The 25,598-nt window shown below is 72.7% G+C and carries 19 protein-coding genes; 11 read left to right on the forward strand and 8 right to left on the reverse strand.

Going from position 1 to position 25,598, the window contains the following annotated elements; all coding sequences use genetic code 11:
- Positions 1-59: 59 nt before the first annotated feature.
- Entirely contained in the window at positions 60-1,928 is a 1,869-nt protein-coding gene (gene typA / locus OG559_RS21345; protein ID WP_405106286.1) for a translational GTPase TypA, read from the reverse strand.
- A gap of 134 nt (positions 1,929-2,062) precedes the next feature.
- Between typA and OG559_RS21350 the strand changes: the two genes are divergently transcribed.
- Complete coding sequence (locus OG559_RS21350) at positions 2,063-3,523, forward strand: VTT domain-containing protein (RefSeq protein ID WP_405106288.1); 1,461 nt, start codon at positions 2,063-2,065, stop codon at positions 3,521-3,523.
- Between the two features lie 29 nt (positions 3,524-3,552).
- On the opposite strand, the gene OG559_RS21355 is transcribed toward OG559_RS21350, so the two are convergent.
- On the reverse strand, positions 3,553-5,691 hold the full coding sequence (locus OG559_RS21355; RefSeq protein ID WP_405106290.1) for an MMPL family transporter: 2,139 nt from the start codon (positions 5,689-5,691) through the stop codon (positions 3,553-3,555).
- Positions 5,692-5,864: 173 nt separating this feature from the next.
- Between OG559_RS21355 and OG559_RS21360 the strand changes: the two genes are divergently transcribed.
- On the forward strand, positions 5,865-6,380 hold the full coding sequence (locus OG559_RS21360) for a MarR family winged helix-turn-helix transcriptional regulator (RefSeq protein ID WP_396671447.1): 516 nt from the start codon (positions 5,865-5,867) through the stop codon (positions 6,378-6,380).
- A 398-nt stretch (positions 6,381-6,778) separates the two neighbouring features.
- On the opposite strand, the gene OG559_RS21365 is transcribed toward OG559_RS21360, so the two are convergent.
- The gene (locus OG559_RS21365) at positions 6,779-6,949 is read right to left on the reverse strand and encodes a hypothetical protein (RefSeq protein WP_405106292.1); all 171 of its coding nucleotides are present in this window, start codon (positions 6,947-6,949) and stop codon (positions 6,779-6,781) included.
- 42 nt (positions 6,950-6,991) lie between these two features.
- Here OG559_RS21365 and OG559_RS21370 point away from each other — a divergent pair, with 42 nt between their 5' ends.
- A complete protein-coding gene (locus OG559_RS21370) occupies positions 6,992-7,252 on the forward strand; it encodes a hypothetical protein (RefSeq protein ID WP_405106294.1) in 261 nt (86 codons plus the stop codon).
- Here the strand turns inward: OG559_RS21370 and OG559_RS21375 are convergent.
- On the reverse strand, positions 7,249-7,452 hold the full coding sequence (locus OG559_RS21375) for a cold-shock protein (RefSeq protein WP_161690055.1): 204 nt from the start codon (positions 7,450-7,452) through the stop codon (positions 7,249-7,251). The genes OG559_RS21370 and OG559_RS21375 overlap by 4 nt on opposite strands.
- Positions 7,453-7,643: 191 nt before the next feature.
- Between OG559_RS21375 and OG559_RS21380 the strand changes: the two genes are divergently transcribed.
- Positions 7,644-8,327 carry a class I SAM-dependent methyltransferase gene (locus OG559_RS21380; protein ID WP_405106296.1) on the forward strand — a complete coding sequence of 228 codons (684 nt, stop codon included), beginning with the start codon at positions 7,644-7,646 and terminating at the stop codon, positions 8,325-8,327.
- Positions 8,328-8,416: 89 nt separating this feature from the next.
- Here OG559_RS21380 and OG559_RS21385 read toward each other — a convergent pair whose 3' ends face one another.
- Together OG559_RS21385 and OG559_RS21390 are read right to left on the reverse strand one after the other, a co-directional pair.
- Positions 8,417-9,070 carry an MBL fold metallo-hydrolase gene (locus OG559_RS21385; RefSeq protein ID WP_405106298.1) on the reverse strand — a complete coding sequence of 218 codons (654 nt, stop codon included), beginning with the start codon at positions 9,068-9,070 and terminating at the stop codon, positions 8,417-8,419.
- Between the two features lie 4 nt (positions 9,071-9,074).
- Positions 9,075-9,791 (reverse strand): maleylpyruvate isomerase family mycothiol-dependent enzyme, encoded by a 717-nt coding sequence (locus OG559_RS21390; RefSeq protein WP_405106300.1) that lies wholly within the window; start codon positions 9,789-9,791, stop codon positions 9,075-9,077.
- A gap of 220 nt (positions 9,792-10,011) precedes the next feature.
- Here OG559_RS21390 and rsgA point away from each other — a divergent pair, with 220 nt between their 5' ends.
- The 3 genes from rsgA (at position 10,012) to OG559_RS21405 (ending at position 15,089) form a co-directional block, all read left to right on the forward strand.
- Positions 10,012-11,061, forward strand: coding sequence for a ribosome small subunit-dependent GTPase A (rsgA, locus tag OG559_RS21395; RefSeq protein WP_405106302.1), 1,050 nt, complete (start codon positions 10,012-10,014; stop codon positions 11,059-11,061).
- Positions 11,062-11,435: 374 nt separating this feature from the next.
- Entirely contained in the window at positions 11,436-14,381 is a 2,946-nt protein-coding gene (uvrA, locus tag OG559_RS21400; RefSeq protein ID WP_405106304.1) for an excinuclease ABC subunit UvrA, read from the forward strand.
- Positions 14,382-14,603: 222 nt separating this feature from the next.
- The gene (locus OG559_RS21405; protein WP_405106306.1) at positions 14,604-15,089 is read left to right on the forward strand and encodes a Rieske (2Fe-2S) protein; all 486 of its coding nucleotides are present in this window, start codon (positions 14,604-14,606) and stop codon (positions 15,087-15,089) included.
- 51 nt (positions 15,090-15,140) lie between these two features.
- On the opposite strand, the gene OG559_RS21410 is transcribed toward OG559_RS21405, so the two are convergent.
- Complete coding sequence (locus tag OG559_RS21410; protein WP_405106308.1) at positions 15,141-18,347, reverse strand: penicillin acylase family protein; 3,207 nt, start codon at positions 18,345-18,347, stop codon at positions 15,141-15,143.
- Positions 18,348-18,578: 231 nt separating this feature from the next.
- Between OG559_RS21410 and OG559_RS21415 the strand changes: the two genes are divergently transcribed.
- From OG559_RS21415 to OG559_RS21430, 4 genes are all read left to right on the forward strand, one after another.
- Positions 18,579-19,925 (forward strand): jacalin-like lectin, encoded by a 1,347-nt coding sequence (locus OG559_RS21415; RefSeq protein ID WP_405106310.1) that lies wholly within the window; start codon positions 18,579-18,581, stop codon positions 19,923-19,925.
- Between the two features lie 10 nt (positions 19,926-19,935).
- Complete coding sequence (gene uvrC, locus OG559_RS21420; protein ID WP_405106312.1) at positions 19,936-21,906, forward strand: excinuclease ABC subunit UvrC; 1,971 nt, start codon at positions 19,936-19,938, stop codon at positions 21,904-21,906.
- Positions 21,907-22,132: 226 nt separating this feature from the next.
- A complete protein-coding gene (locus OG559_RS21425) occupies positions 22,133-23,149 on the forward strand; it encodes a hypothetical protein (RefSeq protein WP_405106314.1) in 1,017 nt (338 codons plus the stop codon).
- Between the two features lie 295 nt (positions 23,150-23,444).
- Complete coding sequence (locus OG559_RS21430; RefSeq protein ID WP_405106316.1) at positions 23,445-24,344, forward strand: SWIM zinc finger family protein; 900 nt, start codon at positions 23,445-23,447, stop codon at positions 24,342-24,344.
- Positions 24,345-24,575: 231 nt separating this feature from the next.
- Here the strand turns inward: OG559_RS21430 and OG559_RS21435 are convergent, their stop codons facing one another.
- Positions 24,576-25,577, reverse strand: coding sequence for a hypothetical protein (locus OG559_RS21435; protein WP_405106318.1), 1,002 nt, complete (start codon positions 25,575-25,577; stop codon positions 24,576-24,578).
- Positions 25,578-25,598 lie beyond the last annotated feature (21 nt).

A 25,598-nucleotide genomic window follows, 5' to 3' on the forward strand; every position in this document is an offset into this window, starting at 1 on the left:
ACGCGGAGCGGGCCGGGAGGTGGTCCCTCCCGGCCCGTCCGGTACGTCGTGCTCGGCCGTCAGCCGGCGTGCTTGCGGCGGGCGGTCGCGCGGGCGCGCTGCGTCTGGTCGAGGACGACCTTGCGGATGCGCACGGACGCCGGGGTCACCTCGACGCACTCGTCCTCGCGGCAGAACTCCAGGGCCTGCTCCAGGGACAGCTTGCGCGGCGGGATCAGCTTCTCGGTCTCGTCGGAGGAAGAGGCCCGCATGTTGGTGAGCTTCTTCTCCTTGGTGATGTTGACGTCCATGTCGTCGGAGCGGGAGTTCTCCCCGACGATCATGCCCTCGTACACCTCGGTGGTCGGATCGACGAAGAGCTGGCCGCGCTCCTGAAGGTTGATCATGGCGAACGAGGTGACCGCGCCGGACCGGTCGGCGACGAGCGAGCCGTTGTTGCGGGTGCGCAGCTCGCCGAACCACGGCTCGTAGGACTCGAAGACGTGGTGCAGGATGCCGGTGCCCCGGGTGTCGGTGAGGAACTCGGTGCGGAAGCCGATCAGGCCGCGCGCCGGGACCAGCCACTCCATCCGGATCCAGCCGGTGCCGTGGTTGACCAGTTGCTCCATCCGGCCCTTGCGGGTCGCGAGGAGCTGGGTGATCGCGCCCAGGTACTCCTCCGGCGCGTCGATGGTCAGCCGTTCCACCGGCTCACAGATCTTTCCGTCGATCTCCCTGGTGACCACCTGCGGCTTGCCGACGGTCAGCTCGAAGGACTCGCGGCGCATCTGCTCGACCAGGATCGCCAGGGCCAGCTCGCCACGGCCCTGCACCTCCCAGGCGTCGGGCCGCTCGGTGGGCAGCACCCGCAGCGAGACGTTGCCGACCAGCTCCTTGTCGAGGCGGTCCTTGACCATCCGGGCGGTGACCTTGGCGCCCTTGACCCGGCCGACCAGCGGCGAGGTGTTGGTGCCGATGGTCATCGAGATGGCCGGCTCGTCGACGGTGATCAGCGGCAGCGCGACCGGGTTCTCCGCGTCGGCGAGGGTCTCGCCGATCATGATCTCCGGGATGCCGGCGACCGCGATGATGTCGCCCGGTCCGGCCGACTCGGCCGGCCTGCGCTCCAGGCCCTCGGTCATCAGCATCTCGGAGATGCGGACCCGCTGGTTGGTGCCGTCGGTGCGACACCAGGCGACGGTCTGGCCCTTGGCGATGGTGCCCTGTCGGACCCGGCACAGGGCCAGCCGGCCGAGGAACGGCGAGGCGTCGAGGTTGGTCACGTGCGCCTGCAACGGCGCGCCCTCGTCGTACGCGGGCGGCGGGATGGTGTCCAACAGGGCGCGGAACAGCGGCTCCAGGCTCTCGCTGTCCTCAGGGACCGAGCCGTCGGCGGGCTGGGTGAGCGAGGCGATGCCGTCGCGGGCGCAGGCGTAGACGATCGGGAAGTCGATCTGCTCCTCGTCGGCGTCCAGGTCGAGGAAGAGTTCGTAGGTGTCGTCCACGACCTCCTTGATCCGGGCGTCGGGGCGGTCCACCTTGTTGATCACCAGGATGATCGGCATCCGGGCGCGAAGCGCCTTGCGCAGCACGAAGCGGGTCTGCGGCAGGGGGCCCTCGCTCGCGTCGACGAGCAGCACCACGCCGTCGACCATGGTGAGGCCCCGCTCCACCTCGCCGCCGAAGTCGGCGTGCCCGGGGGTGTCGATGATGTTGATGGTGACCGGGTCGGAGCCGTCCGCCGGCAGGTACCGCACGCCGGTGTTCTTGGCGAGAATGGTGATGCCCTTTTCCCGTTCCAGGTCCCCCGAGTCCATCACCCGCTCGGTCGTCTCACCGCGGGCGCCGTAGGCACCGGCCTGCCGCAACATGGCGTCGACCAGGGTGGTCTTGCCGTGGTCGACGTGAGCGATGATGGCGACGTTACGGAGGTCGGTGCGAAGCTGCATGGGTTCCATCCTCCCGCCTGTGCGGATCAGGGGCGGCGTCGGGGTCACCCCGGCGCTTCCCGGATCTGTGCCGAAACCGCTGTTGCCCTGCTTATCCCGGCTGGCATGCTGGCCGCCGTGACCCCCGGGCTGTCGTGCACGATCTGTTGAACTCGGTGCGGGACCTGCCGCCCCTGCTGGTCTACCTGGCCGCCGCGACGATCGTGGCCGGCGAGACCGCCGTGATCGTCGGGCTGCTGGTGCCCGGGGAGGCGACCCTCCTGCTGGTCGGCTTTCTCACGTACACCGGTGCCCTCCGGTTGGGACCGGCGCTGCTGGTGATGATTGTCGCAGCGGTGACCGGCGACGCGGTGGCATTCCGTGCGGGTCGCCGGTACGGGCCCCGGCTGCGGGCCTCGGGGCTGGGCGCCCGGGTGGGACCGGGCCGCTGGCGGCGGGCGGATGAGCTGCTGGAACGGCTCGGCGGGCGGGGGGTCCTCGCCGCCCGCTGGATCGCCTTCGCCCGGACCCTGGCTCCCCGGCTGGCCGGGGCCGCCGGAATGCCGTACTGCCGGTTCGCGCCGTGGAACCTCGCCGGGGTGGCGACCTGGGTGGGCGGGTCGGTGCTGCTGGGCAACGTGGCCGGGGAGTCGTACGGGACGGTGTCCCGACTGCTCGGGCGGGCCACCGGGGCGGTGCTGGTGCTGTTCGGCGGGCTCCTCGCCGTGCTGCTGGTCGGCCGCTGGCTGGGCCGTCACCCCGACCCGGCCCGGGCGCTGCTGGGCCGGGTGGCGGCGCTGCCGCCGGTGCGCTGGCTCTCCGCCCGGTACGGCGTGCTGTTCTTCCTGCTGGCCATGCGGATCGGCCCGGCCTGGACATTGTTGATCAACCTTTTGGCGGGGCTCGCGCTCCTGTTCACCGCCGGTCTCGCCATCGCCTGGCTGCTCGGGGCGGCGATGCGGTGGAGCGGGCTGGCCGCTGTCGACGACGCGATCGCCGGCTGGTTCAGCGACCGGCGCACCGCCGGCGCGGCCGACGTCGCGTTCGCCCTGGTCTCGGTGTTGCGCGGCTCGGTGCTGATCGGGCTGGTCGCGGTGGTGGCCGCCGGGTTGGCCTGGCGGCAGCGGCCGTGGCGGGCCGACCTGCTCAGCGTGGTGGGCTCGGTCGGGGCGTTCCTGCCGCTGGTGGTCCTCGCCGTGGTCACCGACCTGACCGCGCCGGGGCCGGCCGCGTCGGGGGAGGAGAGCGCGCTGTTCCCGACGCAGAACGCCGTCGTTGCGGCGAGCCTGTGCACGCTGGCCTGGCTGCTGTCCCGGAGCGCGCGCTGGCAGGTGGCGGTGGCCGCCTGGACGGTGGCCGCGGCCGGCGTGTCGGCGATCGGCAGCGCCCGGCTCTACCTCGGGTTGAGCACCGCCAGCGGCACCGTCACCTCGGTGCTGCTCGGATCGGCCTGGACCGCGCTGTTCATGGTCGCCTGGGCCACCCGGGACCGGGCTGCGGGCGGCGGCGGGGGAGCGCGCGAGGTGATCCCCGAGCAGGGCCCGCCGCCGGCGGTCGACGGCGAGGCGCGGTCGGGCCGCTGCGCCGGTACGGGGCAGCGGCCCGACACGGGGTAGGCCCGGGATCGGAAGGGCGGGGCGGGCGGTCAGTCGCGGGTGGCGGCCGGTTCCGTGGGCCCGTGGCCCCGGTCCGCCGGTGCGTCCTCGGGCGTCCGGTCGATCCGGCCCGGCCACCAGAAGCGTTCGCCGAGCACGAACGCGAGCGCCGGCACGAGCACCGTGCGTACCAGCAGGGTGTCGAGCAGCACCCCGATGCACACGATGATCCCGATCTGGGTCAGCGTGATCAGCGGCAGGACGCCGAGGACGGCGAAGACCGCGGCGAGCAGGATGCCGGCGCTGGTGATCACGCCGCCGGTGACGCGCAGCGCCGACAGCATGCCGTCCCGGGTGCCGGTGCGCCGGGCGTCCTCGCGGGCCCGGGTGACCAGGAAGATGTTGTAGTCCACGCCGAGGGCCACCAGGAACACGAAGGCGAGCAGCAGGACGCCGCTGTCCAGCGCGGGGAAGCCGAGGACGTGGTCGAACAGCAGCCACGCCGCGCCGAGGCTGGCGAAGAACGACGCGATGACGGTGAGCACCAGCAGCAGCGGCGCGACCAGGCCGCGTAGCAGCAGCACGAGCACCGCGCCGACGAGCAGCAGGATGATCGGCAGGATCAGCCGCAGGTCCTTGGCGTCGGCCTTGTCGGAGTCGTAGGTGGCGGCGACCGTGCCGCCGACCACGGCGCCGGTGAACGGGTCGGTGCCCTCGACGGCCGGTGGCGCGGAGCCGGGGACCGCGGCGACGGCGTCCCGCAGCGCCTCGACCACCCGGTCCGAGGCGGCGGTGCCCGGCTCGGCCTCCAGCACCACGTCGACCTGGGCGACGCTCGTGCCCGCGTCTCCCGGCCGGGCCGAGGCCACGCCGGGGACGCTCGCGGCGGCGTCGGTGACGGCCGCCACGGCGGCGGGGGTGGTGAGCACGGCGACCGGCTGGGTCGTGCCAGCGGGGAAGGCCTTCGCGAGGGTCTCCGCGCCGGCCACCGCCTCGGGCTTGACCCGGAACTGCTCGGTCTCCGACAACCCGGTGCGGATGCCGAGCCCGCCGAGGGCGAGGCCGGCGAGCAGCAGCGTCGCGAGGGTCGCGACCGGCACGGGCCGGCGGACGACGGCGGCACCGAGGCGGCCCCAGAGCCGGCCCTCGCGGGCGGGGCCGCCGACCCGGGGCACGAACGGCCAGAACAGCCCCCGGCCGAAGATCACCAGCACGGCGGGGAGGAGGAACAGCGCCGACAGCATGGCGAACACCACGCCGGTGGCGCAGGCCACGGCGAGGGCCCGGTTGGTCTCCTGCTCCGACAGCAGCAGGGTGAGCACGCCGAGGACCACGGTTCCGCCGCTGGCCAGGATGGGTTCGGCGGTGCGTCGCAGGGCGGCGCGCATGGCGGCGAAGCGGTCCTCCTCGCGGCGCAGCTCCTCCCGGTAGCGGGCGATGAGCAGCAGGGCGTAGTCCGTGGCGGCGCCGAAGACCAGGACGCTGGCGATGCCGGTGACCTGACCCTCCTGGAGGTTGATGCCGAAGGCCGGGACGATGGTGTCCACGGCCCGCAGGGTGAGCTGCTCGGTGGCCGCGACGACGACGAGCGGCACGATCCACAGGAACGGGCTGCGGTAGGTGATGAGCAGCAGCAGGGCGACGACGCCGGCGGTGACGGCGAGCAGCGTGATGTCCGCGCCGTCGAAGACCTTCGTGAGGTCCGCGGAGAACGCCGGGGCTCCGGTCACCTCGGCGGTGAGCCCGTCGGGCAGGCCGTCGAGGGCCGCGCGGAGGTCGGCCACCGTCGTCGCGACGGCCTCCTGGCCGCCGGCGGTGGACAGCGGGACGGCGATGAGCGCCACGGTGCCGTCCGGGGAGATCTGCGGCGGGGCGACCCGCCCGCCGACGGCGAACCGGCCCAGCTCGCCCGAGATGCCGGTGACCTCGGCGCGGTCCGGCTCGGTGAGCGGCCCGTCGTCGGCGCGGCTGACGACGACGATCGCCGGTTCGACGTCGCTGGCGGGCAGCTCCTCCTGGAGCCGTTCGACCTGGGTCGACTGCCATTGCACCGACAATCCGGTGGACGAGACGGGGGCGGGATTGTCCGGCTCCGGGAACCCGAAGACGGCCGCGCCGAGGACGATCGCGACGGCCACGGTGAGCCAGGCGGCGAGCCGCCCCCGGGCGACGCGGGTGAACACAGACATCGGGTTCCCTCAGGGTTGCCGGGACGTGGTCCCGGGTACGCGGTGCGGTTCGACGCGGCCGTGCGATTTAGCACGCCTGTCGAGTATCTTGACAGGCGAGATTATCCGCCGCTCCTCTATGCTGCAAGCGGGACCGCAACGGCAGGGGAAACGACGGCGTGACACGGCACGGCATGTATCGGCGGCGCGACAGCCGGCGCGACCAGCTCGTCGCCGAGATCGCCAACGACCTGCGCCGGTACTCCGTCGACGCCCAGCACATCGGGCACGCCTTCGCCGGGCTGCACGGGCTCAACCCCACCGACCTGCACGCCCTGATCGCCGTCATGGACGCCGAGCTGCTCGGCACGCCGATCACCCCGGGGCGGCTGGGTGAGCAGCTCAACCTCTCCTCCGGCTCGGTCACCGCGCTGGTCGACCGGCTGGAGCGGGCCGGCCACATCCGCCGGGACCGGGACACCGCCGACCGGCGCAAGGTGTTCCTGCACTACGCCGACCGGGGTGCCGCGCTGGCCATGGAGTTCTTCCAGCCGCTGGGCCGGCGGACCGACCGGGTGATGGCCGACTTCGGCGACGCCGAGCTGGAGATCGTGCACCGTTTCATGGCGACGATGGTCACCGCGATGCGGGAGCACCGCGACATTGTGCGGGCCGCCCGCCCCGCCCCGCCCCGCCGCCCGGCCGGCTGACCGCGCACCCGCTGACCGCGCCGGTCGCCGCCGCGACAACTCCGCCCGGTTGGGCGGACCGTTGCCCTATTTCGAGAAACAGGCCGCTGAACTGGCGAAACGCCAGAAAGCCCGGCTGCTTTCGAGTCACCTGCCCGGCGCTCGTGCACCCCGGCCGGGCTCGCCTCCGCCCAGGAGCACGGGTCGCCACCGCCCGGCGGGCCCGCCACCGGAAGGGGACGCCATGACCCGGGCCCCGACGAACCTGTTGGCGGTCCGAAGTCTCCTGCTGACCCATCTCGACCTTGATCCCGCCGCCGCACGACCAGAGGGCCTGGAGCCGGCCGAGGTCGGCACTTTCGGCGACGCCGCCCACGTCGGGGCTACCACTGCGGCTCCGACCGAGTCGTCGCCGGCGCCTACTCGATGGTCGAGTCGCCCCGGGACGCCGTGGGGCTCACCCTCGACGCCTCCGCGCTGAACGGCGGCCGGTTCTCAGCCATCTCGGGCGGAGACGTCCACGACCTGCGTTCCTTCTTCGCCTGGTGCGTCGCGCAGTGCGTCGCCGGGGCGGACGACACCCGGGACATTCGCGAGATCATTTACTCCCCGGACGGGACCACGGTCCGGCGGTGGGACCGGCTCGGGCGGCGCAGCACGCCATCCTGTCCGACAAGGACTTCACGGACGAGTTGGCGATCGTGGCCGGCGTCCTGGCCTCGGAGAAGATCACCGCCGCACCGCCGCTCAGCCTGGCAAGGCAGGTGGCCGACGAGATCGCCCGGCGGATGGCGGACTTGAGATTGGCCGGCGGCGGGGTGAATCGTCCCGGGCCGACACGCGCTGTGACGGCGGCCGGATACACCCGGCCGCCGCCACCGGCACGAAGCTAGATCGGACGGACGTTGTCCGCCTGCGGGCCCTTCTGCCCCTGGGTCACGTCGAACTCGACCTTCTGGCCCTCATTGAGTTCCCGGTAACCGCTGGACGCGATGGCCGAGTAGTGGACGAAGACGTCCGGACCCCCGCCGTCCTGCTCGATGAAGCCGAAGCCCTTTTCCGAGTTGAACCACTTGACCGTGCCGGTAGCCATGCATTTCTCCCTGTTCAAAGCGGGAGACCACCGACCGCCGGCCGATGATCGCCCTGTACCTCCCTGAGAGTAACTGGCGAAACCCCGATCCGCTGGTCGAAGTGCCGCAGGAAGGCCGGTAAAAAAATTCACACCGGCCACGCCGGGGGGAAAGCCGCCCGGAGTTCGGGCCGCTCGGGCATGCTTGCCCGGTGGAAGGACCCGCAGCCGCCGCGCTGTCTGAGCTGGAACGCGAGGTCGGCGCGCCCGGGGACGGGCTGGACCGGCTCCGGCTGGTCGCCACCCCCTTCGTCCCCGAGGTGCGGCTGCACCTGGCCGAGGACGCCATCGTCTGGTGGGCCCGGATGGAGGCAGCCTCCGGGCACGCCCTGCCGGCGCCGTACTGGGCGTCGGTCTGGGCCGGCGGGCAGGCCCTCGCCCGGCACCTGCTCGACCACCCCGAGCTCGTCGCCGGCCGCCGCGTGTTGGACCTGGCCGCCGGCTCGGGCCTGGTGGCGATCGCCGCCGCGCTGGCCGGCGCGGACCGGGTCGTGGCCAACGACATCGACCCGTACGCCGTCGCCGCCGTCACGCTCAACGCCCAGGCCAACCGGGTCACCCTCGCCGCCACCGGCGAGGACCTGCTCGACTCCGACCCCGACGACACGGACCTGCTGGTCGCCGGGGACGTCTTCTACGACCAGGAACTGGCCGACCGGATGCTGCCGTTCCTGCGCCGCGCCGCCGCCCGGGGCAGCCACGTGCTGGTCGGCGACCCCGGCCGCGGCCACCTGCCCCGCAACCGGCTGGACCTGGTGGCCAGCTACCAGGTGCCCACCACCGAACCCGCCGTCGACACCCCGGTGCGCCGCGTCGAGGTGCTCAGCCCCCGCTGACGCCCCGGCTCAGGGGAGTGCCCCGAGAAGGGATCAGGACGCGGTGGGCTGCGGCGCGCCGGCACGGGGGAGGCGCGCCGCAGCCGAGGTCACCAGCCGCGCGCCCGCCACTGGGGCAGCGACGGACGCTCCGCGCCGAGGGTGCTGTCCCCGCCGTGTCCCGGGTAGAACCACGTCTCGTCCGGCAGCCGGTCGAACAGTCGGTGCTCCACGTCGTCGACGAGCTGACCGAAGCGCTCCGGGTCCTTGTCCGTATTGCCCACGCCACCGGGAAAGAGCGAGTCCCCGGTGAACAGGTGCGGGGTCCCGGCCGGGTCGCGGTAGAGCAGGGCGATCGAGCCCGGAGTGTGTCCTCGCAGGTGGATCACCTCCAGCTCGCGGTCGCCGACGGTCACGGTGTCCCCGTCGGCGAGGGTGTCCGCCCCGATCGGCAGGCCGGCGGCGTCGTCGGCGTGCACCAGGGGACGGGCGCCGGTCTTGGCGACCATCTCCTCCAGGGCCACCCAGTGGTCCATGTGCTGGTGGGTGGTGACCACGGTGGCCAGGCCGGCGTCGCCGACCAGCTCCAACAGCCGGGGGGCCTCGTTGGCGGCGTCGATCAGCAACTGTTCGCCGGTGCCCGTGCACCGCAGCAGGTAGGCGTTGTTGTCCATCGGTCCCACCGACACCTTGGTGATGGTGAGCCCGTCGAGTTCGCGTACGGCCGGCGCCCCGCCGGGGCTGACGTCTCCGCTGTAGGTCATGGTTCTACATCCATTCCGGTGGGTTCGGCAGGGGACCGTCGGGGGCGACGGCGAGCGTCTCGCCGGCACCGCGGCCGGTCAGCCAGGCGGCGAGTTCGGGGGCGGGGCCGGTGATCGTGGGCGCCGCCCCGCGGTCCCCGACGACCAGCTCGTGGTGGCTGCCGTCGAAGCGCAGCACCAGTGCCGGCGCGTCGGGCCGGCCGGACAGGCCGGTCGCGACCTCGTGCAGCAGCCGCTGGGCGAACGCCTCCGACCAGTCGGCCGGGCGGTACCCGGTGGCCAGGTCCACGTGGTGCACCTCGATCTCGCGCAGCCGCCCCCAGACCAGCATGGGGGCCGGCCACGGGCCGCGTCGCGTCTGCACCGTGGCCGCCCACGCCTCGACCGGCATGGCCGCGACCGCCTCGTCGAACCGCTCGGCCGAGCGGCGCAGGTCGTCCAGGTGGGCGGCGGGCGGCCGGGAGGCGCCGGCGGAGATGTCGGCGGCGCGGGCCGCGGTGCTGGCGTACATCGGGATGTGCTCGCCGGTGCGGGCGGCGGTGAGCAGGTTGACGAACCCGTCGGCGTTGCGGGCCAGGTGGGTCAGCACGTGCCCCCGGGTCCAGCCGGGCAGCAGGGACGGCCCGGCGACGCCCGCGGTGTCGAGGGCGGCCGCAGTGCGTAGCAGGCGGGCCGTGGCATCGTCGAGGTCACCGGTCAGCAGCAGCGGATCTGCGGTCACGCCCCGACCCTAGCGGTCCGTTCCCGCCGCGTCGCCGTGGAAATCGCATTCGGCGCGTCGGCCCGCCCCCTGCTCGCCGTGGAAATCGCTTTCGGCGCGTCGGTCCGCCCCCTACCGTCGGCGTCGTAGGCGGCACCCGGGACATCGGAGGAGGTGGTGCCCATGCCGGTCGTAGCACGCGAGTCGCGCCACTGCTCACCTCGACACCGGAGAGGTTCCGATGACCATCGACCTGATCGCCCTCGGCTGGGACGCCGAGTGGGCGGCCCACGTACGTAATCGCACCCAGCGGCCGGGCCGGGTGGCCCGGGTCGACCGGGGCGTGTGCACCGTGCTCGGCGCCGACGGCCCGGTCCGCGCCACCCTGGGCGCGGCGGTAATGGCCGCCGCCGCCCGTGACCTGACCCGGCTGCCCTGCGCGGGGGACTGGGTGCTCCTGCACACCTGGCCGGACGGGCCGGTCACCATCGAGGCCGTGCTGCCCCGGCGCACCGCGCTGGTGCGCCGTACCGCCGGCAAGGACGCCAGCGGGCAGGTGCTCGCCGCCAACCTGGACGCCGCCGCCGTCGTCGAGCCGGTGCACCCGGAGCCGGACGTCGCCCGCGTCGAGCGGCTGCTCGCCCTGGCCCACCTCTCGGGCGCCACCCCGCTGGTGGTGCTCACCAAGGCCGACCTCGCCGCCGACCCGGCTGCGATCGCCCGGCAGTTCGCCGGGATCGCGCCCGGGGTTCCGGTGCTGCCGGTCAGCGCCGAGCGGGGCGTCGGCCTCGACCCGCTGCGCGCCCACGTCGTCCCGGGCCGCACCCTGGCCCTGCTCGGGCCGTCCGGGGCCGGCAAGTCGAGCCTGGTCAACGCCCTGGCCGGGGCGGTGGTGATGCCGACCCAGGCGATCCGCCGGGTCGACGGCAAGGGTCGGCACACCACCACCTGGCGGGCGCTGGTCCCGGTCCCCGGCGGCGGCGCGGTGCTGGACACCCCGGGGGTGCGGGCGGTCGGCCTGCTCGACGCCGCGGTCGGGCTGGACCGGGCCTTCGCCGACATCGCTGAGCTGGCCACCGACTGCCGGTACGCCGACTGCGCGCACGACGCCGAGCCGGGCTGCGCGGTCCGCGACGCCCTTGCCGCCGGGGAGCTGACCGCCCGCCGGTACGACAGCTGGCGCAAGCTGCAACGGGAGGTGGCCTTCGAGACCCGGCGGCGGGAGACCCGGCTGGCCGCCGAACGCCGGGGCGGCTGGCGCGGCGGGCGCCGCCGGACGGGCCGACCGTGACGCGGAATGTCCGCACGGCCACTGCGTCCGCACCTCGACAGTGCGGCCGGCCGGCGCGCGAAGGCACCGGTGTCGTGACGCACGGTTGCCGCGGCGTCGCCCCGCGCGCTCGGGTGGGCCGGGCTGCCCGGGCGTCGCCGTGGCCGGGGTCACGCCGCCGCCGATGGCTGCCCGCAGGGCGGGGCGGCGGTCCGGCGCGACCGGCATGAGCTGGGGGAATGTGCGGGCGCGGGAAGTTGTCGTACCTCGGGGCTAGAGTTGCCGAGGCGCTTCTTCTGCGCCCGCACAACCGCTCAGGGCCGTCCTGGAAGCCCCCGGACCGCCCCGGAGCGGACAGATTCTCCTCGCCTTCTTCTCCCGGGAGTACACGGACCGTGGCCGACCGACTGATCATCCGTGGCGCGCGCGAGCACAACCTGCGTGACGTCAGTCTCGACCTGCCCCGGGACGCCCTGATCGTCTTCACCGGGCTCTCCGGCTCCGGCAAGTCGAGCCTGGCCTTCGACACGATCTTCGCCGAGGGGCAGCGCCGGTACGTGGAGTCGCTCTCCTCGTACGCCCGGCAGTTCCTCGGTCAGATGGACAAGCCGGACGTCGACTTCATCGAGGGGCTCAGCCCCGCCGTGTCCATCGACCAGAAGTCCACCTCGCGTAACCCGCGCTCGACCGTCGGCACCATCACCGAGGTCTACGACTACCTGCGCCTGCTCTACGCCCGGGTCGGCGAGCCGCACTGCCCGGTCTGCGGCGAGCGGATCTCCAGGCAGAGCCCGCAGCAGATCGTCGACCGGGTGCTGGCGATGGCCGAGGGCACCAAGTTCATGGTGCTCGCCCCGGTTGTGCGGGGCCGCAAGGGCGAGTACGTCGACCTCTTCGCCGAGCTCCAGGGCAAGGGGTACGCCCGGGCCCGGATCGATGGCGTGGTGCACCCGCTGACCGAGCCGCCGAAGCTCAAGAAGCAGGAGAAGCACACCATCGAGGTGGTGATCGACCGGCTCACCGTCAAGCCCAGCGCCAAGCGGCGGCTGACCGACTCGGTCGAGGCCGCGCTCGGCCTCTCCGGCGGCCTGGTGCTGCTCGACTTCGTCGACCTCGCCGAGGACGACCCCGACCGCGAGCGTCGCTACTCCGAGCACCTGGCCTGCCCCAACGACCACCCCCTGGCGATCGAGGACCTGGAGCCCCGGGTCTTCTCCTTCAACGCCCCGTACGGCGCCTGCCCCGAGTGCACCGGCCTGGGCACCAGGAAGGAGATCGACCCGGAGCTGGTCGTCCCCGACCCGGAGCGCAGCCTGCGTGAGGGTGCTATCCAGCCCTGGTCCACCGGGCACAATTTGGAATACTTCCTGCGCCTGCTGGAGGCCCTCGGCGAGGCCGAGCACTTCGACGTCGACACGCCGTGGCGGGCCCTGCCGGCGCGGGCGCAGAAGACCATCCTGCACGGCTCCGGCGACCAGGTGCACGTGCGCTACCGCAACAAGTTCGGCCGCGAGCGTTCCTACTACACCGGCTTCGAGGGCGTGGTGCAGTGGATCGAGCGCCGGCACACCGACACCGAGTCGGAGTGGTCGCGGGAGAAGTACGAGGGCTACATGCGCGACGTGCCCTGTGCGGCCTGCGGCGGGGCCCGGCTCAAGCCGGAGGTGCTCGCGGTCACCCTGGCCGGCAAGAGCATCGCCGAGGTCTGCAACCTGTCGGTGGGCGAGTGCGCCGAGCTGCTGGCCGGCATCGAGCTGACCGACCGGCAGAAGATGATCGCCGAGCGGGTGCTCAAGGAGATCAACGCCCGGCTGAAGTTCCTGCTCGACGTCGGGCTGGACTACCTCTCCCTGGACCGCCCGGCCGGCACCCTCTCCGGCGGCGAGGCGCAGCGCATCCGGCTGGCCACCCAGATCGGCTCCGGCCTGGTCGGCGTGCTCTACGTGCTCGACGAGCCGTCCATCGGCCTGCACCAGCGCGACAACCACCGGCTCATCGAGACCCTGATCCGGCTGCGCGGCCTGGGCAACACGCTGATCGTGGTCGAGCACGACGAGGACACCATCCGCGCCGCCGACTGGATCGTCGACATCGGCCCGGGCGCGGGCGAGCACGGCGGCCGGATCGTGCACTCCGGCTCGGTGCCCGCCCTGCTGGAGAACCCGGAGTCGGTCACCGGGGCGTACCTGTCGGGGCGCCGGGAGATCCCGACGCCGAGCCGGCGCCGGCCGCAGACGCCGGAGCGGGAGCTGGTGGTGCACGGCGCCCGCGAGCACAACCTGCGCAACCTGACCGTGTCGTTCCCGCTGGGCCAGCTCATCGCGGTCACCGGGGTCAGCGGCTCGGGCAAGTCGACGCTGGTCAACGACATCCTGCACGCGGTGCTGGCCAACCAGATCAACGGGGCCCGGCACGTGCCGGGCCGGCACACCCGGATCACCGGCCTGGAGCACGTGGACAAGGTCGTCGGCGTCGACCAGTCGCCGATCGGCCGCACCCCACGCTCCAACCCAGCCACCTACACCGGGGTGTGGGACCACGTCCGCAAGTTGTTCGCCGAGACCACCGAGGCCAAGGTCCGGGGGTACGGGCCGGGCCGGTTCTCGTTCAACGTCAAGGGCGGCCGGTGCGAGGCGTGCTCCGGTGACGGCACGATCAAGATCGAGATGAACTTCCTGCCCGACGTGTACGTCCCGTGCGAGGTCTGCAAGGGCGCCCGGTACAACCGGGAGACCCTGGAGGTGCACTACAAGGGCAGGACCGTCTCCGACGTGCTGGAGATGCCGATCGAGGAGGCGGCGGAGTTCTTCTCCGCCATCCCGGCCATCCACCGGCACCTCAAGACGCTGGTCGACGTGGGCCTGGGCTACGTCCGGCTGGGCCAGTCCGCGCCGACGCTGTCCGGCGGCGAGGCGCAGCGGGTCAAGCTCGCCTCCGAGCTGCAGAAACGCTCCACCGGCCGGACGGTGTACGTGCTCGACGAGCCGACCACCGGCCTGCACTTCGAGGACATCCGCAAGTTGCTGATGGTGCTGGAGGGCCTGGTCGAAAAGGGCAACACCGTCATCACCATCGAGCACAACCTCGACGTGATCAAGACGGCGGACTGGCTGATCGACATGGGCCCCGAGGGCGGCCACCGGGGCGGCAGCGTGCTGGCCACCGGCACCCCGGAGGAGGTCGCCGAGGTGCCCGAGAGCCACACCGGCCAGTTCCTGCGCCAGGTGCTCAGGCTCGACGGCGCGGCCAAGGGCGCCAAGGCGGCCACCGGCCGGGCCGCGAAGGCCAACGGCACCACCCGCGCCCGGCCCGGCCGGAAGGCCACGGCCGGGGCGCGCTGACCCCTGGACCGGCTCCGGGCCGGCGACGTATGCGGCGACCCGAGGACCCGGACCCGGCCGAAGGCGAGCGCCGCGGCGGTCTCCCGGTGACGGGCACCGCCGGGCCGCCGACCCGAAGCGATCACGGTGGTCTATTCGTTGAACCGTCAGGCGCCGTGATCCGTGGACAGCGGGTACGGCCGCGGATCGTGACGGCGGCGGCAGTCGACAGAGAGGCCAGACATGAGTGACGAGCAGGCGCAGACTCCTCCGGGCACGCAGACACGCCGCGTCCTCCTCGCCGGTGCCGGTGCGGTGGGTGCGGCGGTCGTCCTGTCGGCCTGCGGGAGCGACGACGACACCGCAGGCGGCTCCGCCCCGACCAGCGGCGGCCCGGGCGCGACCGGCGTGGGCGACGCCGAGGGCGGCGACCGGGACACGTCCGCCCCGCTGGCCCGCACCGCCGACATCCCGGTCGGGGGTGGCGCGGTGTACGCGAGCAAGGGCGTGGTGATCACCCAGCCCGAGGCCGGTACGTTCAAGGGCTTCGACCCGATCTGCACCCACCAGGGCTGCCCGGTGTCGAACGTCGACGGCGGCACCATCAACTGCACCTGCCACAACAGCAAGTTCTCCATCACCGACGGCTCGGTGAAGCAGGGCCCGGCGACGAAGCCGCTGGCGGCCAAGGAGATCAAGGTCGACGGCGACCAGATCACCCTCGCCTGACGACGGCGGCGGCCGGCACGGATGATCCGTGCCGGCCGCCGCGCGGGGGGGTCAGCGGGCGTACACCGACATCTCCCACAGCGAGAAGCCGTACTCGGTGCCCCGGGTCAGGCCGCGCATCCGCACGTACCGGGCGTTCCCGGCCGGGAACGCCGCCACGTCGGTGCCGCCGTCGCCGGCCGTGGTCGACCAGGCCGTGCGCCAGGTCGTCCCGTCGGCGGACACCTCGATCCGGTACGACCGGGCGTACGCCGCCTCCCAGTCCAGCACCACCCGGCCCACGGCTCGGGCGGAGCCCAGGTCGACGGTGAGCGTCTGGTCGTCGTTGCGGGAGCTGGCCCACCGGGTGCCGAGGTTCCCGTCGACCGCCTTGCCCGCGGGGTAGAGGAACTGAGTGCTCGACGCGGTCACCGGCCGGCCGGCGGCGAGGTTGGTCACGTCGTCGCCGCGCTTCGCGGGGAACGAGACCACCTGCTGGTAGGTGGGCCGGTTCTGCCAGGCGATCGTGGCGTGCTTGATCCCGCCCAGCGGCGACTGGATGATCGCGTCGGCGCACCACTGGTCGCCGGCCGAGCAGGTGGCGTCGCCGGGGTAGACCTGGGCGGCCGGGGTGGCCGCCGCGCCGCGCAGCGTGTCGAGCAGGACCTGCCGGCAGCCGGCGAGGGTTCCGCCGCCGCAGTACGTGCGGCCGAGTCCGCCGGCTACCGGGTCGCCGAGCACCGCGCGCAGGTCCTTGTCGACGTACCCCCACCAGCCGTACTGGAACGACGAGCCCTTGTGCGACACCTCGGCGGGGGACTCGTTGATCTGGAGGGTGTTGACCAGCGCCTGGTAGAGGTCCGGGCCGAGCGGCGCGGAGAACATCCCCCGGACCAGCAGCGGCCACCAGGCGTCGAAGGTGCGGATCGCGTCGGCGTGCTGGTACACCTTCGAGCCCTTGGCCGTCTCCACCCGCAGCGCGCCGGCCTGCCGCCACGCCTTCAGCCGGCCGATCTCGGCGGCCAGGGCGGCGTCGCCGACGGGCTGGCTCTCCAGCACCCGGATCAGTTCGTCGAGCACCTCGGCCCCGCGCAGGTCGGTCAGCCCGGCCTGCTCCACGAGGCTGGTCAGCGACGCCCGGTCGAACTTCTTCCCCGTCGCGAGGGCCGCCTTGAGCGGCCGGTCGAGCAGGTTGCCCCGGTGCACGGCGCCGAAGCTGAAGTTGCCGTCGGCCCCCCCGAAGTCCTTGGCCTGCTTGTTGTTCCAGCTCACGTAGTAGTCCTGGTCGACCGAGCGGGGGTGGGCGGCCAGCGGGGCGTACGTCGCGGTGTTCGTCGCCGGCTGGTAGCCCTGCCACTCGTACGCGGCCTCGGCCTTCATCGGCAGGTTCGGGTTCGACCCGGCGGCGCGCATCGGGTTGAGCCCGGAGTTGAAGTACGCCGACTGGGTGGAGTTGACGTAGAACCAGTTGAACGCGTACTCGACGTTGTTCGCCGAGGCGATGAAGGCGTCGGCGGAGCCCATCTGGGACGGGTCGTTGAACATCTGGAAGCCGATCGCGGAATCGGCCTCGTGCCGGTAGGTGGAGCGAAGCTGGGTGAAGGCGTGCGGCTTACCGCCGACGGTCCCGCGCCAGGCGACCAGGCCGAGTTTCGTCCGCCAGGCGGTGAGCTTGTACGACCCGGCGGGCGTGCTGTCCGCCGCGGTCGGGTTCCACTTGTTGGTGTGCGCGAGCTGCTCCATCGCCAGGCACTGGCCCCGGTAGAGGTAGTTGGCGCTGGCCAGGGTGGGCGCGCTGCCGTCGGTGGTGCACAGCGGCACCGCGTACGTGTCGGTGATGTCGTGGGTCGACGAGGTGGCGCTCCAGGCGTAGTCCTGGCCCCGGCCGAGCAGCACGTAGAGGTTCAGGCCGGCGAACGCGGCGCCCCGGGCGCTGATCCCCGGGCCCTGCAACTCCTGGACCATCAGGAGCTGTGGGGAGAAGTAGCCGGTCTGCGGCCCGAACACGGCGACCGGGTGACCGGTCGCGGAGTTGGCGGCGGAGACCAGGGCCGCATTGGACATGCCCCGGTGCGCCGGGTCGATGGTCAGCCCGGACAGCGCGGCGGCCAGCTCGGAGCCCTTGCCTGCGGTGGTGGTGGCGGAGCCGGTGGGGTCGGTGAAGACCGGTTCGGCCTTCGCGGAGCCGGCGTCGGGCAGCGCCACGCTGGCCGCGTCCGGGGAGGCGGCGCCGTACGGGAAGCTCTGCCCGTTGTGCAGGGTCAGCACCGTCTCGGGGTCGTTCTGGTTGCGGAAGGCCGCCCACACCTTGTCGCCCTCGACGGGGCCGTACTTGGCCCGGGCGGCGATTCGCACCAGCGCGGACTGCATCTCGTTGCCGCCCCCGCCGCCGAACAGGCCGCCGACCACGCCGGCGATGGCGATCAGGTCGGTCATCCGGAACGGCTCGGGGCCACCCTTGTTGGTGATCGCGTCGAGGTGCCCGGTCAGCACGTACTCGCCGGGGCAGTTGCGGTTGGCCATGCAGACGCCGATGTAGGCGTTGATGCCGGCGATGTACTCCTGCACGTCGGTGTAGAGCTGCTCGCCGCGCGGGCCCTTCGTGCGCAGCGCGTCGACCTGCGACTGGAGGTCCGCGTCGGTGTAGGGCGAGTTGCGCCAGACGCTCTGCTCCAGGGCCCGGTTGCCCGGCGACCCGCCGGCGAACGGGGTGAGGGTTCCCCGGCCGACGTGGCGCAGCAGGTCCATGGTGAACAGTCGGTCCTCGGCGCCGGCGTACCCGGCGCCGTACATGGTGCCGCCGCGGGTGGTGCCGGTGACGTGCGGGACGCCGGACGCCCTGTCCCGCAGGATGCGTACGTCGGAGCGGGGCGAGTAGTCGCGTTCGACCTGTCCGGCCGGTACGCCGAAGGAGGCGTCGTTGAAGAAGCTGCCGATCTGCTCCTCGCGCAGGCCGGCGTAGCCGTAGACCAGGTCGGCGTACTTGCCGAGCTGGTCGGCGGAGTGCCGGGGCAGGGTGCCCAGCGTCTGGTTGGCGAGGATCTCGACGAGGGTGGCGTTGCCGTTCTGGCCGGGCGGCACGATGTCGCCGCACTCGCCAAGGCAGTAGTCGTTGGCGGCGAACGCGGCGGCGGCGGTGGCGGTGGCGGCGGTGGCGGCGGTGTTGGCCGGCGCGCCCACGGCGGGAGTCGGGGTGGGGGAGGCGACGAGCAGGGCCGCGACGCCGACGGCGGCGGTCGCGCCGGCCAGTAGGCGGCGCGTGGTGGTGGGACGGGGCATGGTGATCCTCCGGGGGGATGGGGATCAGGGCGAGGGACGGGTGCCGATCATTACGTGAAGAACATTCAGTTACCGGATGGTAATCTCCGCGCCCCGATATTGGAAGATGGCAATCCGTGGATCGTCCGTCGTCACCCGCGAGTGTTGAGCCGGCCGGAATCATTCGATACCCTTCGATCCCCCGAGCCGGTGTCGGCCGGACCCGGTCCCGCTGTCGAGAAGGGACGTCGGATGAGACCTGCCCGCCTGCTCGCCCCCGTGGCGCTGCTCGCCGTTCTGCTGCCCCCGTCCGCGCCCGCCGTCGCCGGGCCCGCCGCGGCATCCGCGCCGGCGCCGGCCGCCGTCACGTCCGGCGCGTTCTCGGTGCTCACCTACAACGTCGCCGGCCTGCCCGAACCGCTGTCCGGCAGCAAGCCGGCGGTCAACACCCGGCCCATCGGCGAGCGGGTCAACGCGTACGACATCGTGCACGTCCAGGAGGACTTCAACTACCACGCGGACCTGTACGCCACCGACCGGCACCCGCACCGCACGCCGACCAGCGGCGGGGTGCCCATCGGCGACGGCCTCAACACGATGTCCAACTACCCGGTGTCGGACTTCGTCCGGGTCAAGTGGAGCAAGTGCAACGGCTTCGACTGCCTCACCCCGAAGGGCTTCAGCCGGTCCCGGGTCCGGCTCGCCGAGGGCGCCTTCGTGGACCTGTACGACGTGCACACCAACGCCGGCACGACCGAGGCCGACTTCACCGCCCGCCGGTCCAACGTCAGCCAGCTCTCCGCGTACGTCGCGGCCAACTCCGCCGGCAACGCGGTGATCGTGATGGGCGACCTGAACTCCCGCTACACCCGGGTCGGCGACAACGTCCGCGATCTGGTGTCCGCCAACGGCCTCACCGACGCCTGGGTGCAGCAGGAACGCGGCGGGGTGCCCCCGGTGCTCGGCAGCCCGGCGTTGACCTGCGACCCGGCGAACGTCACCAACGCCTGCGAGGTGGTCGACAAGATCCTCTACCGGGGCAACCGGTTGGTCCGGCTCGGCCTGACCCGCTACCACAACGAGCACGCCCGGTTCCTGGACCCGGCCGGCGACCCGCTGTCCGACCACTACCCGCACGCGGCCTGGTTCGGCTGGACCCTGACCGACGGGCTGCGGGCCAGCGACACCTGGGGCGGCCCGTACGGCACCCCGTTCACCGACGCCGACCGGGTCGGCCCCCGGGTCACCGCCGTCTCGCTGCGCGGGGGCGCCCGGCTCGACCAGGTCGGCGCCGGCCTCGCCGGTGGCGCCACCCTCACCCACGGCGGCACGGGTGGCACCCCGGCCACCCTCGCCCTGGCCGAGGGCGAGCACGTCACCCAGGTCACCCTCACCCAGGGGAAGAAGGACGGCAAGCTGCGGATCTTCTCCGCCCGGTTCACCACCAACCTCGGGCGCACCCTCTCCGGCGGCACGCCGACCGCGGACTCGGTGACCTTCACCGCCCCGCCCGGCGGGCGGCTCGCCGGCTTCTTCGGCCGCTCCGGCAGCGAGGTCGACCAGCTCGGCGTGATCTGGGCTGTCGGGGCCGGCGGCTAGTCTTCCAGGCGTGGCTGATCCCTCCACCTACCGTCCCGCGCCCGGCACGATCCCCGACTCCCCGGGGGTCTACCGGTTCCGCGACGGCACCGGCCGGGTGATCTACGTCGGCAAGGCGAAGAGCCTGCGCAGCCGGCTCAACTCCTACTTCGCCGACCTGTGGGGCCTGCACCAGCGCACCCAGCAGATGGTCACCACCGCCGAGTCGGTCGACTGGGTCACCGTCGGCACCGAGGTCGAGGCCCTCCAGCTCGAATACACCTGGATCAAGCAGTACGACCCCCGGTTCAACGTCCGCTACCGCGACGACAAGTCGTATCCGTACCTCGCCGTCACGGTCGACGAGGAGTTCCCCCGGTTCCAGGTGATGCGCGGCGCCAAGCGCAAGGGGGTGCGCTACTTCGGGCCGTACTCGCACGCCTGGGCCATCCGCGAGACGCTCGACCTGCTGCTGCGGGTCTTCCCCGCGCGCACCTGCTCGGCCGGCGTGTTCAAGCGCGCCGGCCAGGTGGGCCGCCCCTGCCTGCTGGGCTACATCGGCAAGTGCTCCGCGCCCTGTGTGGGCAGCGTCTCCGCCGAGGAACACCGGCGCATCGTCGACGGCTTCTGCGACTTCATGGGCGGGCGCACCGACACCATGGTCCGCCGGCTCGAACGCGAGATGACCGAGGCCAGCGAGGCGCTGGAGTTCGAGAAGGCCGCCCGGCTGCGCGACGACGTCGCGGCCCTGCGCCGGGCCATGGAGAAGCAGACCATGGTGCTCGGCGACGGCACCGACGCCGACGTGGTCGCGTTCGCCGACGACCCCCTGGAGGCCGCCGTCCAGGTCTTCCACGTCCGCGACGGCCGGGTCCGGGGCCAGCGCGGCTGGGTGGTGGAGAAGACGGAGGACCTGACCGCCGGCGACCTGGTGCACCACTTCTGCACCCAGGTGTACGGCGGGGAGCAGGGCGAGGCCGACGTGCCCCGCGAGCTGCTGGTCCCCGCCCTGCCCGCCGACGCCGACGCGCTGGCCGACTGGCTGTCGGGCCGCCGGGGCAGCCGGGTGTCCCTGCGGGTGCCGCAGCGCGGCGACAAGCGGTCCCTGCTGGAGACGGTGGAACGCAACGCCAAGGACGGCCTGGCCCGGCACAAGCTCAAGCGCGCGGGCGACCTGACCACCCGCGGCCAGGCGCTCGACGAGATCAGCGACGCGCTCGGCATGCGCACCGCGCCGCTGCGCATCGAGTGCTTCGACGTCTCCCAGATCCAGGGCACCGACGTGGTGGCCAGCATGGTCGTCTTCGAGGACGGCCTGCCCCGCAAGGGCGAGTACCGCCGGTTCATCGTCCGGGGCGCCACCGACGACCTGTCGGCCATGTCGGAGGTGCTGCGGCGGCGCTTCGCCCGCTACCTCGACGCCCGCGCCGAGACCGGCGAGCTGGGGGAGGAGACCGCCTCCGACCCGGACCGGCCGGGCATCGACCCGACGACCGGGCGGCCCCGCAAGTTCGCGTACCCGCCGCAGTTGGTGGTGGTCGACGGCGGCGCGCCGCAGGTCGCGGCGGCGGCCCAGGCCCTCGCCGAGCTGGGCATCGACGACGTGGCGCTGTGCGGCCTGGCCAAGCGGCTGGAGGAGGTGTGGCTGCCCGACGACGAGTTCCCGGTCATCCTGCCGCGCACCTCCGAGGGGCTCTACCTGCTGCAACGGGTGCGCGACGAGGCGCACCGCTTCGCCATCACGTTCCACCGGCAGCGCCGCTCCAAGCGGATGACCGAGTCGGCGCTGGACAACGTGCCCGGGCTCGGCGAGGTGCGGCGCAAGGCGCTGCTGCGCCACTTCGGCTCGCTCAAGCGGCTCGCCGCCGCGTCGGTGGAGGAGATCACCGAGGTCCCCGGCGTGGGCCGGCGCACCGCCGAGGCGATCACCGCGGCCCTCAACCCGACCTCGGACGCGCCGCCCCCCGCGCCCCCCGAATCAGACACGGTGAGTGACGTCTAGTTCCCGTTCCGCAGCCCTCAGTTCGGCCGGATCAACGGGCGGTCGGCGCGGCCCGCTTTGATAATCCGTATTAGCACCTTGACCCGCCTCGCCGACCGGCGCAAACTCATCGATCACAGGGCATGCTCACCGTCCCGCAGCATTGTCACGCTCGGTGATCGCCGTCGCTTGGCCGGCCTCGTCGCGACCGCGATCACCGGGTGCCCCCTCGTGATCGGAGACCCCCGTGCCGACCTCACAACCGCCGTCCACCGTCACCCGCCGCGGCCTGCTCCAGGGGGCGGCGCTGCTCGGCACCGCCGCCGCGACCGGCGGCGGCCTCGGCGCCCTGGCCGCCGGCACCCCCGCGCTCGCCGGCCCGGCCGGCTTCCCCAGCTACCGGTACGTCCGCGACGCGTTCGACAAGCCGCTGGTCTACAACCCGACCGGCGAGACGATCTTCCCCTGTGTCCGGGGCGTCTACGACAAGATCTCCGGCGCCAAGGGCCGGTACTACCTGTACTACGCCCCGCACGACAACCCCGGCGGCATCTGCCTGGCCTACGCCGACCGGATGGAGGGCCCCTACACCGAGCACCCGGGCAACCCGATCATCGACCGGTTCCTGCCCGGCGGCGCGACGGTCAGCCACGTCTCCTCGCCGCACGTCGTCTGGAACGCCTCCACCAGCGAGTTCTTCCTCTACTTCCACGGGGAGAACTTCACCACCCGGGTCGCCCGGTCCCGCGACGGCGTCACCTTCACCGACGAGACGCCGATCCTGAGCACCAGGCTGGTCCCGAACACCACCGAGACCTCGTACGCCCGGGTCTTCGAGCACGCCGTGCCGGGGCTGGGCAACAAGTACGTGATGCTCTTCATGGGCGCGCACACCGTGAAGCCCGGCACCCGGAAGATCTTCTGGGGCTGGTCGCCCAACGGCTGGGACCGGTGGAGCTTCGACCCGCAGCCGCTGGTCTCACCGTCCGGCGACGGGCTCACCGACATCTCCGGCCCGCATCTGCTGCACCGCAACAACACCACGTACGTCGTCTACCACGGCAACAGCGGCAACATGTATCTCACCGAGGTCGGCAACGCCTTCGACCGGGAGGTGCACCTGGGCGTCTTCCACACCCCGGTCGCCTCGGACAACGGCCGGGTGGCCGCGCCGACGTTCGGCACGGACGGCGGGGTGTCGTACATGCTCTACGAGGCCGGCCCCCGCCTCGGCGCCCGCATCCGCGTGGCCCGCGCGACCTGACCCGCCGCCCCCGCGCATCCCGCGCGATCTGACCCGCGGCCCCGCGCGCATCCCGCGCCAGCGCGGTCGCGGTCGGCGCGGTCGCGCCGACGGGGTCGCAGTCGCAAGATCGCGCGCCCGGTAGTCCCGGCAGAATGGCTGGTGGAGACCCGGACGGGCCTGCGCTCCTCTTCGACCGGGACGCCTGGTCGTCATTCGTCGTCGGCCTGCGGTGCGGCCTGCGAGCCTGACGCCCTCGGCGAGTTGGTCGCTGCCCTGATGCCGGGGGCATCGCCCCGCCCGGTTAGATGGCCGGATGGCGGTACGTATCGACATCGACGCTCTGCGGGGCGAGGCCGGGGCCGTGGCTTGCGACGCGGCGGACAAGCTGCTGGCGGCAGGGCAGCCGGCGGCCATCACCTTGGACGGCGGGGGTGCGTCCTGCGTGATCCGGGAGGCCGGGCAGCCGCCGTACGAGGTTTGGGTAGGAATTACGGCGGACGGCTTCACCTCCGATTGCGACTGTCGATCCAGTGCGGAACTGTGCGCCCACGCGGTCGCTCTCACCGTCGTCGCCGTGCAGGACGAGTTCGACTGGTCCTCGGCGGCCATCTCGGTGTCGGCTCCGGAGATCGACCCGAGGGTTGCCGAGCTGGCCGAACTCGCGCGGGGCATTCCCACCAAGCGGCTCGCGTTGCTGGTCGCCGAGTGGGCGGCCACGGATCGGATTTTGGAGACAAGGCTGCTGGCACAGGCCGGGCAGCTCGCGCCTCTCACCGCCGCCGAGCTGGACGACGTCGGCCGGACCATCGACAACATCGCCCACGAGGCGACCAGCGGTGACCGTTGGGACCTGCACGACGTCGAGAAGGCCGGCCGGGCGATCGTCGAAGAGGTGCGGGTGCTGGCCGAGCGGCCGGCGACGGAGGAAGCCCTGCTGGTGGTCGAGCGGGCCGCCCGCGCCTGGGACCGGATCGTCCCGCCCTTCCTCGACGCCTGGGAGACGTACGAGGAGGAGCCCGGCGAGATCGGCGGCGCGCTACGGGCGGTCCACGTCCAGCTCTGCGAGCAGGTGCAGCCGGACCCGGATGGGCTGTCGGAGCGGCTGGCCGGGATCGTCGGAGCGGCCGAGGTCGACTCCTGCCTCGACGAGCCGTGGGATTACCTCGGCGTGCTCGGCCGCGACCGGGTCAAGGCGCTACGGAATCGCCGCTGACGGCCGTCACGATCCGCGCCGCCGGCCCACGGGTGGTCGGCGGCTGCCGGGCGGTCAGGTCGCAGTCGCACTGCTGGGCCCGTCACCTCAACTCGGCTCTGCCCCGGGGCGGTTCCCGCCCCCCGAAGTCGTGCAAATTCACGGAATGAGTGGCCTTCCCGCACGGGAAGGCCACTCATTCCGTGAATTTGCGTTCTCGTCGCTGGTGGTCACCAGCGGCGGCGTGCCGGGTCAGGCCCAGGGGGCCAGCGGGTACCAGGGGATGATCTCGCGGCGGGCGAGCAGCCGTACGTCCCAGTAGAGGAACGTGAACGCGCCGGCGACGATGAACGCGACCGCGGTCAGCACCGCCAGTCGGGTCGGCCGTTCGGTGAACCACCGTTGCAGTCGGGAACCGGCGAGCCAGGCCAGCAGCAGGAACAGCACCGCCATGATGACGATGTTGCCGATGGACTGGAGCGTGAACGCCGCCGCCCCGTACAGCGGGTTGCCGCTCTCCGCGGCGTCGCGGAACATCTGCCGGAACAGCCCGAACGGCCGACCGATCAGGAAGCCGGCGATCAGCACGCCCATGAAGATCATCGGGGCGTTGGGGTACCGGCGGGCGAGCCGGGCGAACGGGTCCCGCACCACGCCGATCGAGGCCAGCCCGAGATAGACCATCACCAGCCCGATCACGCCGAAGACGACCATCGACTGGATGCTTCTCGGCGACAGGCCGCCGGGCGTGGTGGGGGCGGTGGAGAACTGCGGCATGGAGGTGCCGACGATGCCGACGATCGCGCCGTAGACGGCCGACACCGCGATCATGCCCACCGACATCCAGCCCAGCGGCTTCAGCGGCTGGACGAACCTGCTGAACCTGCTTCCGGTGGTGGTGCCGGTCAGCGGGGCGAGGGCGCCGAAGGCGGCGATGTTGCAGGCGGTGAACGTACCGGCGATCCCGGAGACGAAGGCGAACACGATGCCCGCCGCGATCCCCTGGATCGGGGTCTCCTTGGCGTCGTGGCCGAGGAGGGTGTTGGCCACGTTGTCGCCGATGGTCTGGTCCACGAACTCCGCCGACCAGATCACGGTGAGCAGGAAGCCGCCGAGCACGCTGAGCAGGACGATCAGCGCCCGCCGCCGGGGGAAGTGCCCGTTGACGAAGGCGGACGTCCCCTCCTGCCCGGTGTCCGGCCGGAGCCCTGCCGGCACCTCGGGCCGTCGGGGGGAATTGTGGGTCTGCGTCACGCTGCGCTCCTCACGCTGGGG

Origin of the sequence: Micromonospora sp. NBC_01405 (assembly GCF_045040155.1) — a bacterium.
In the GTDB taxonomy this organism is placed as follows: Bacteria; Actinomycetota; Actinomycetes; order Mycobacteriales; family Micromonosporaceae; genus Micromonospora.

What these genes read in the sequence shown, in the direction of transcription:
- OG559_RS21415 (WP_405106310.1), top strand. Translation starts at nt 18,579, where the DNA reads ATGAGACCTGCCCGCCTGCTCGCCCCCGTGGCGCTGCTCGCCGTTCTG.
- OG559_RS21385 (WP_405106298.1), bottom strand. Translation starts at nt 9,070, where the DNA reads ATGACCTACAGCGGAGACGTCAGCCCCGGCGGGGCGCCGGCCGTACGC.
- OG559_RS21355 (WP_405106290.1), bottom strand. Translation starts at nt 5,691, where the DNA reads ATGTCTGTGTTCACCCGCGTCGCCCGGGGGCGGCTCGCCGCCTGGCTC.
- OG559_RS21410 (WP_405106308.1), bottom strand. Translation starts at nt 18,347, where the DNA reads ATGCCCCGTCCCACCACCACGCGCCGCCTACTGGCCGGCGCGACCGCC.
- OG559_RS21375 (WP_161690055.1), bottom strand. Translation starts at nt 7,452, where the DNA reads ATGGCTACCGGCACGGTCAAGTGGTTCAACTCGGAAAAGGGCTTCGGC.
- OG559_RS21430 (WP_405106316.1), top strand. Translation starts at nt 23,445, where the DNA reads ATGGCGGTACGTATCGACATCGACGCTCTGCGGGGCGAGGCCGGGGCC.
- typA (WP_405106286.1), bottom strand. Translation starts at nt 1,928, where the DNA reads ATGCAGCTTCGCACCGACCTCCGTAACGTCGCCATCATCGCTCACGTC.
- OG559_RS21405 (WP_405106306.1), top strand. Translation starts at nt 14,604, where the DNA reads ATGAGTGACGAGCAGGCGCAGACTCCTCCGGGCACGCAGACACGCCGC.
- OG559_RS21365 (WP_405106292.1), bottom strand. Translation starts at nt 6,949, where the DNA reads ATGTCCCGGGTGTCGTCCGCCCCGGCGACGCACTGCGCGACGCACCAG.
- OG559_RS21360 (WP_396671447.1), top strand. Translation starts at nt 5,865, where the DNA reads ATGTATCGGCGGCGCGACAGCCGGCGCGACCAGCTCGTCGCCGAGATC.
- rsgA (WP_405106302.1), top strand. Translation starts at nt 10,012, where the DNA reads ATGACCATCGACCTGATCGCCCTCGGCTGGGACGCCGAGTGGGCGGCC.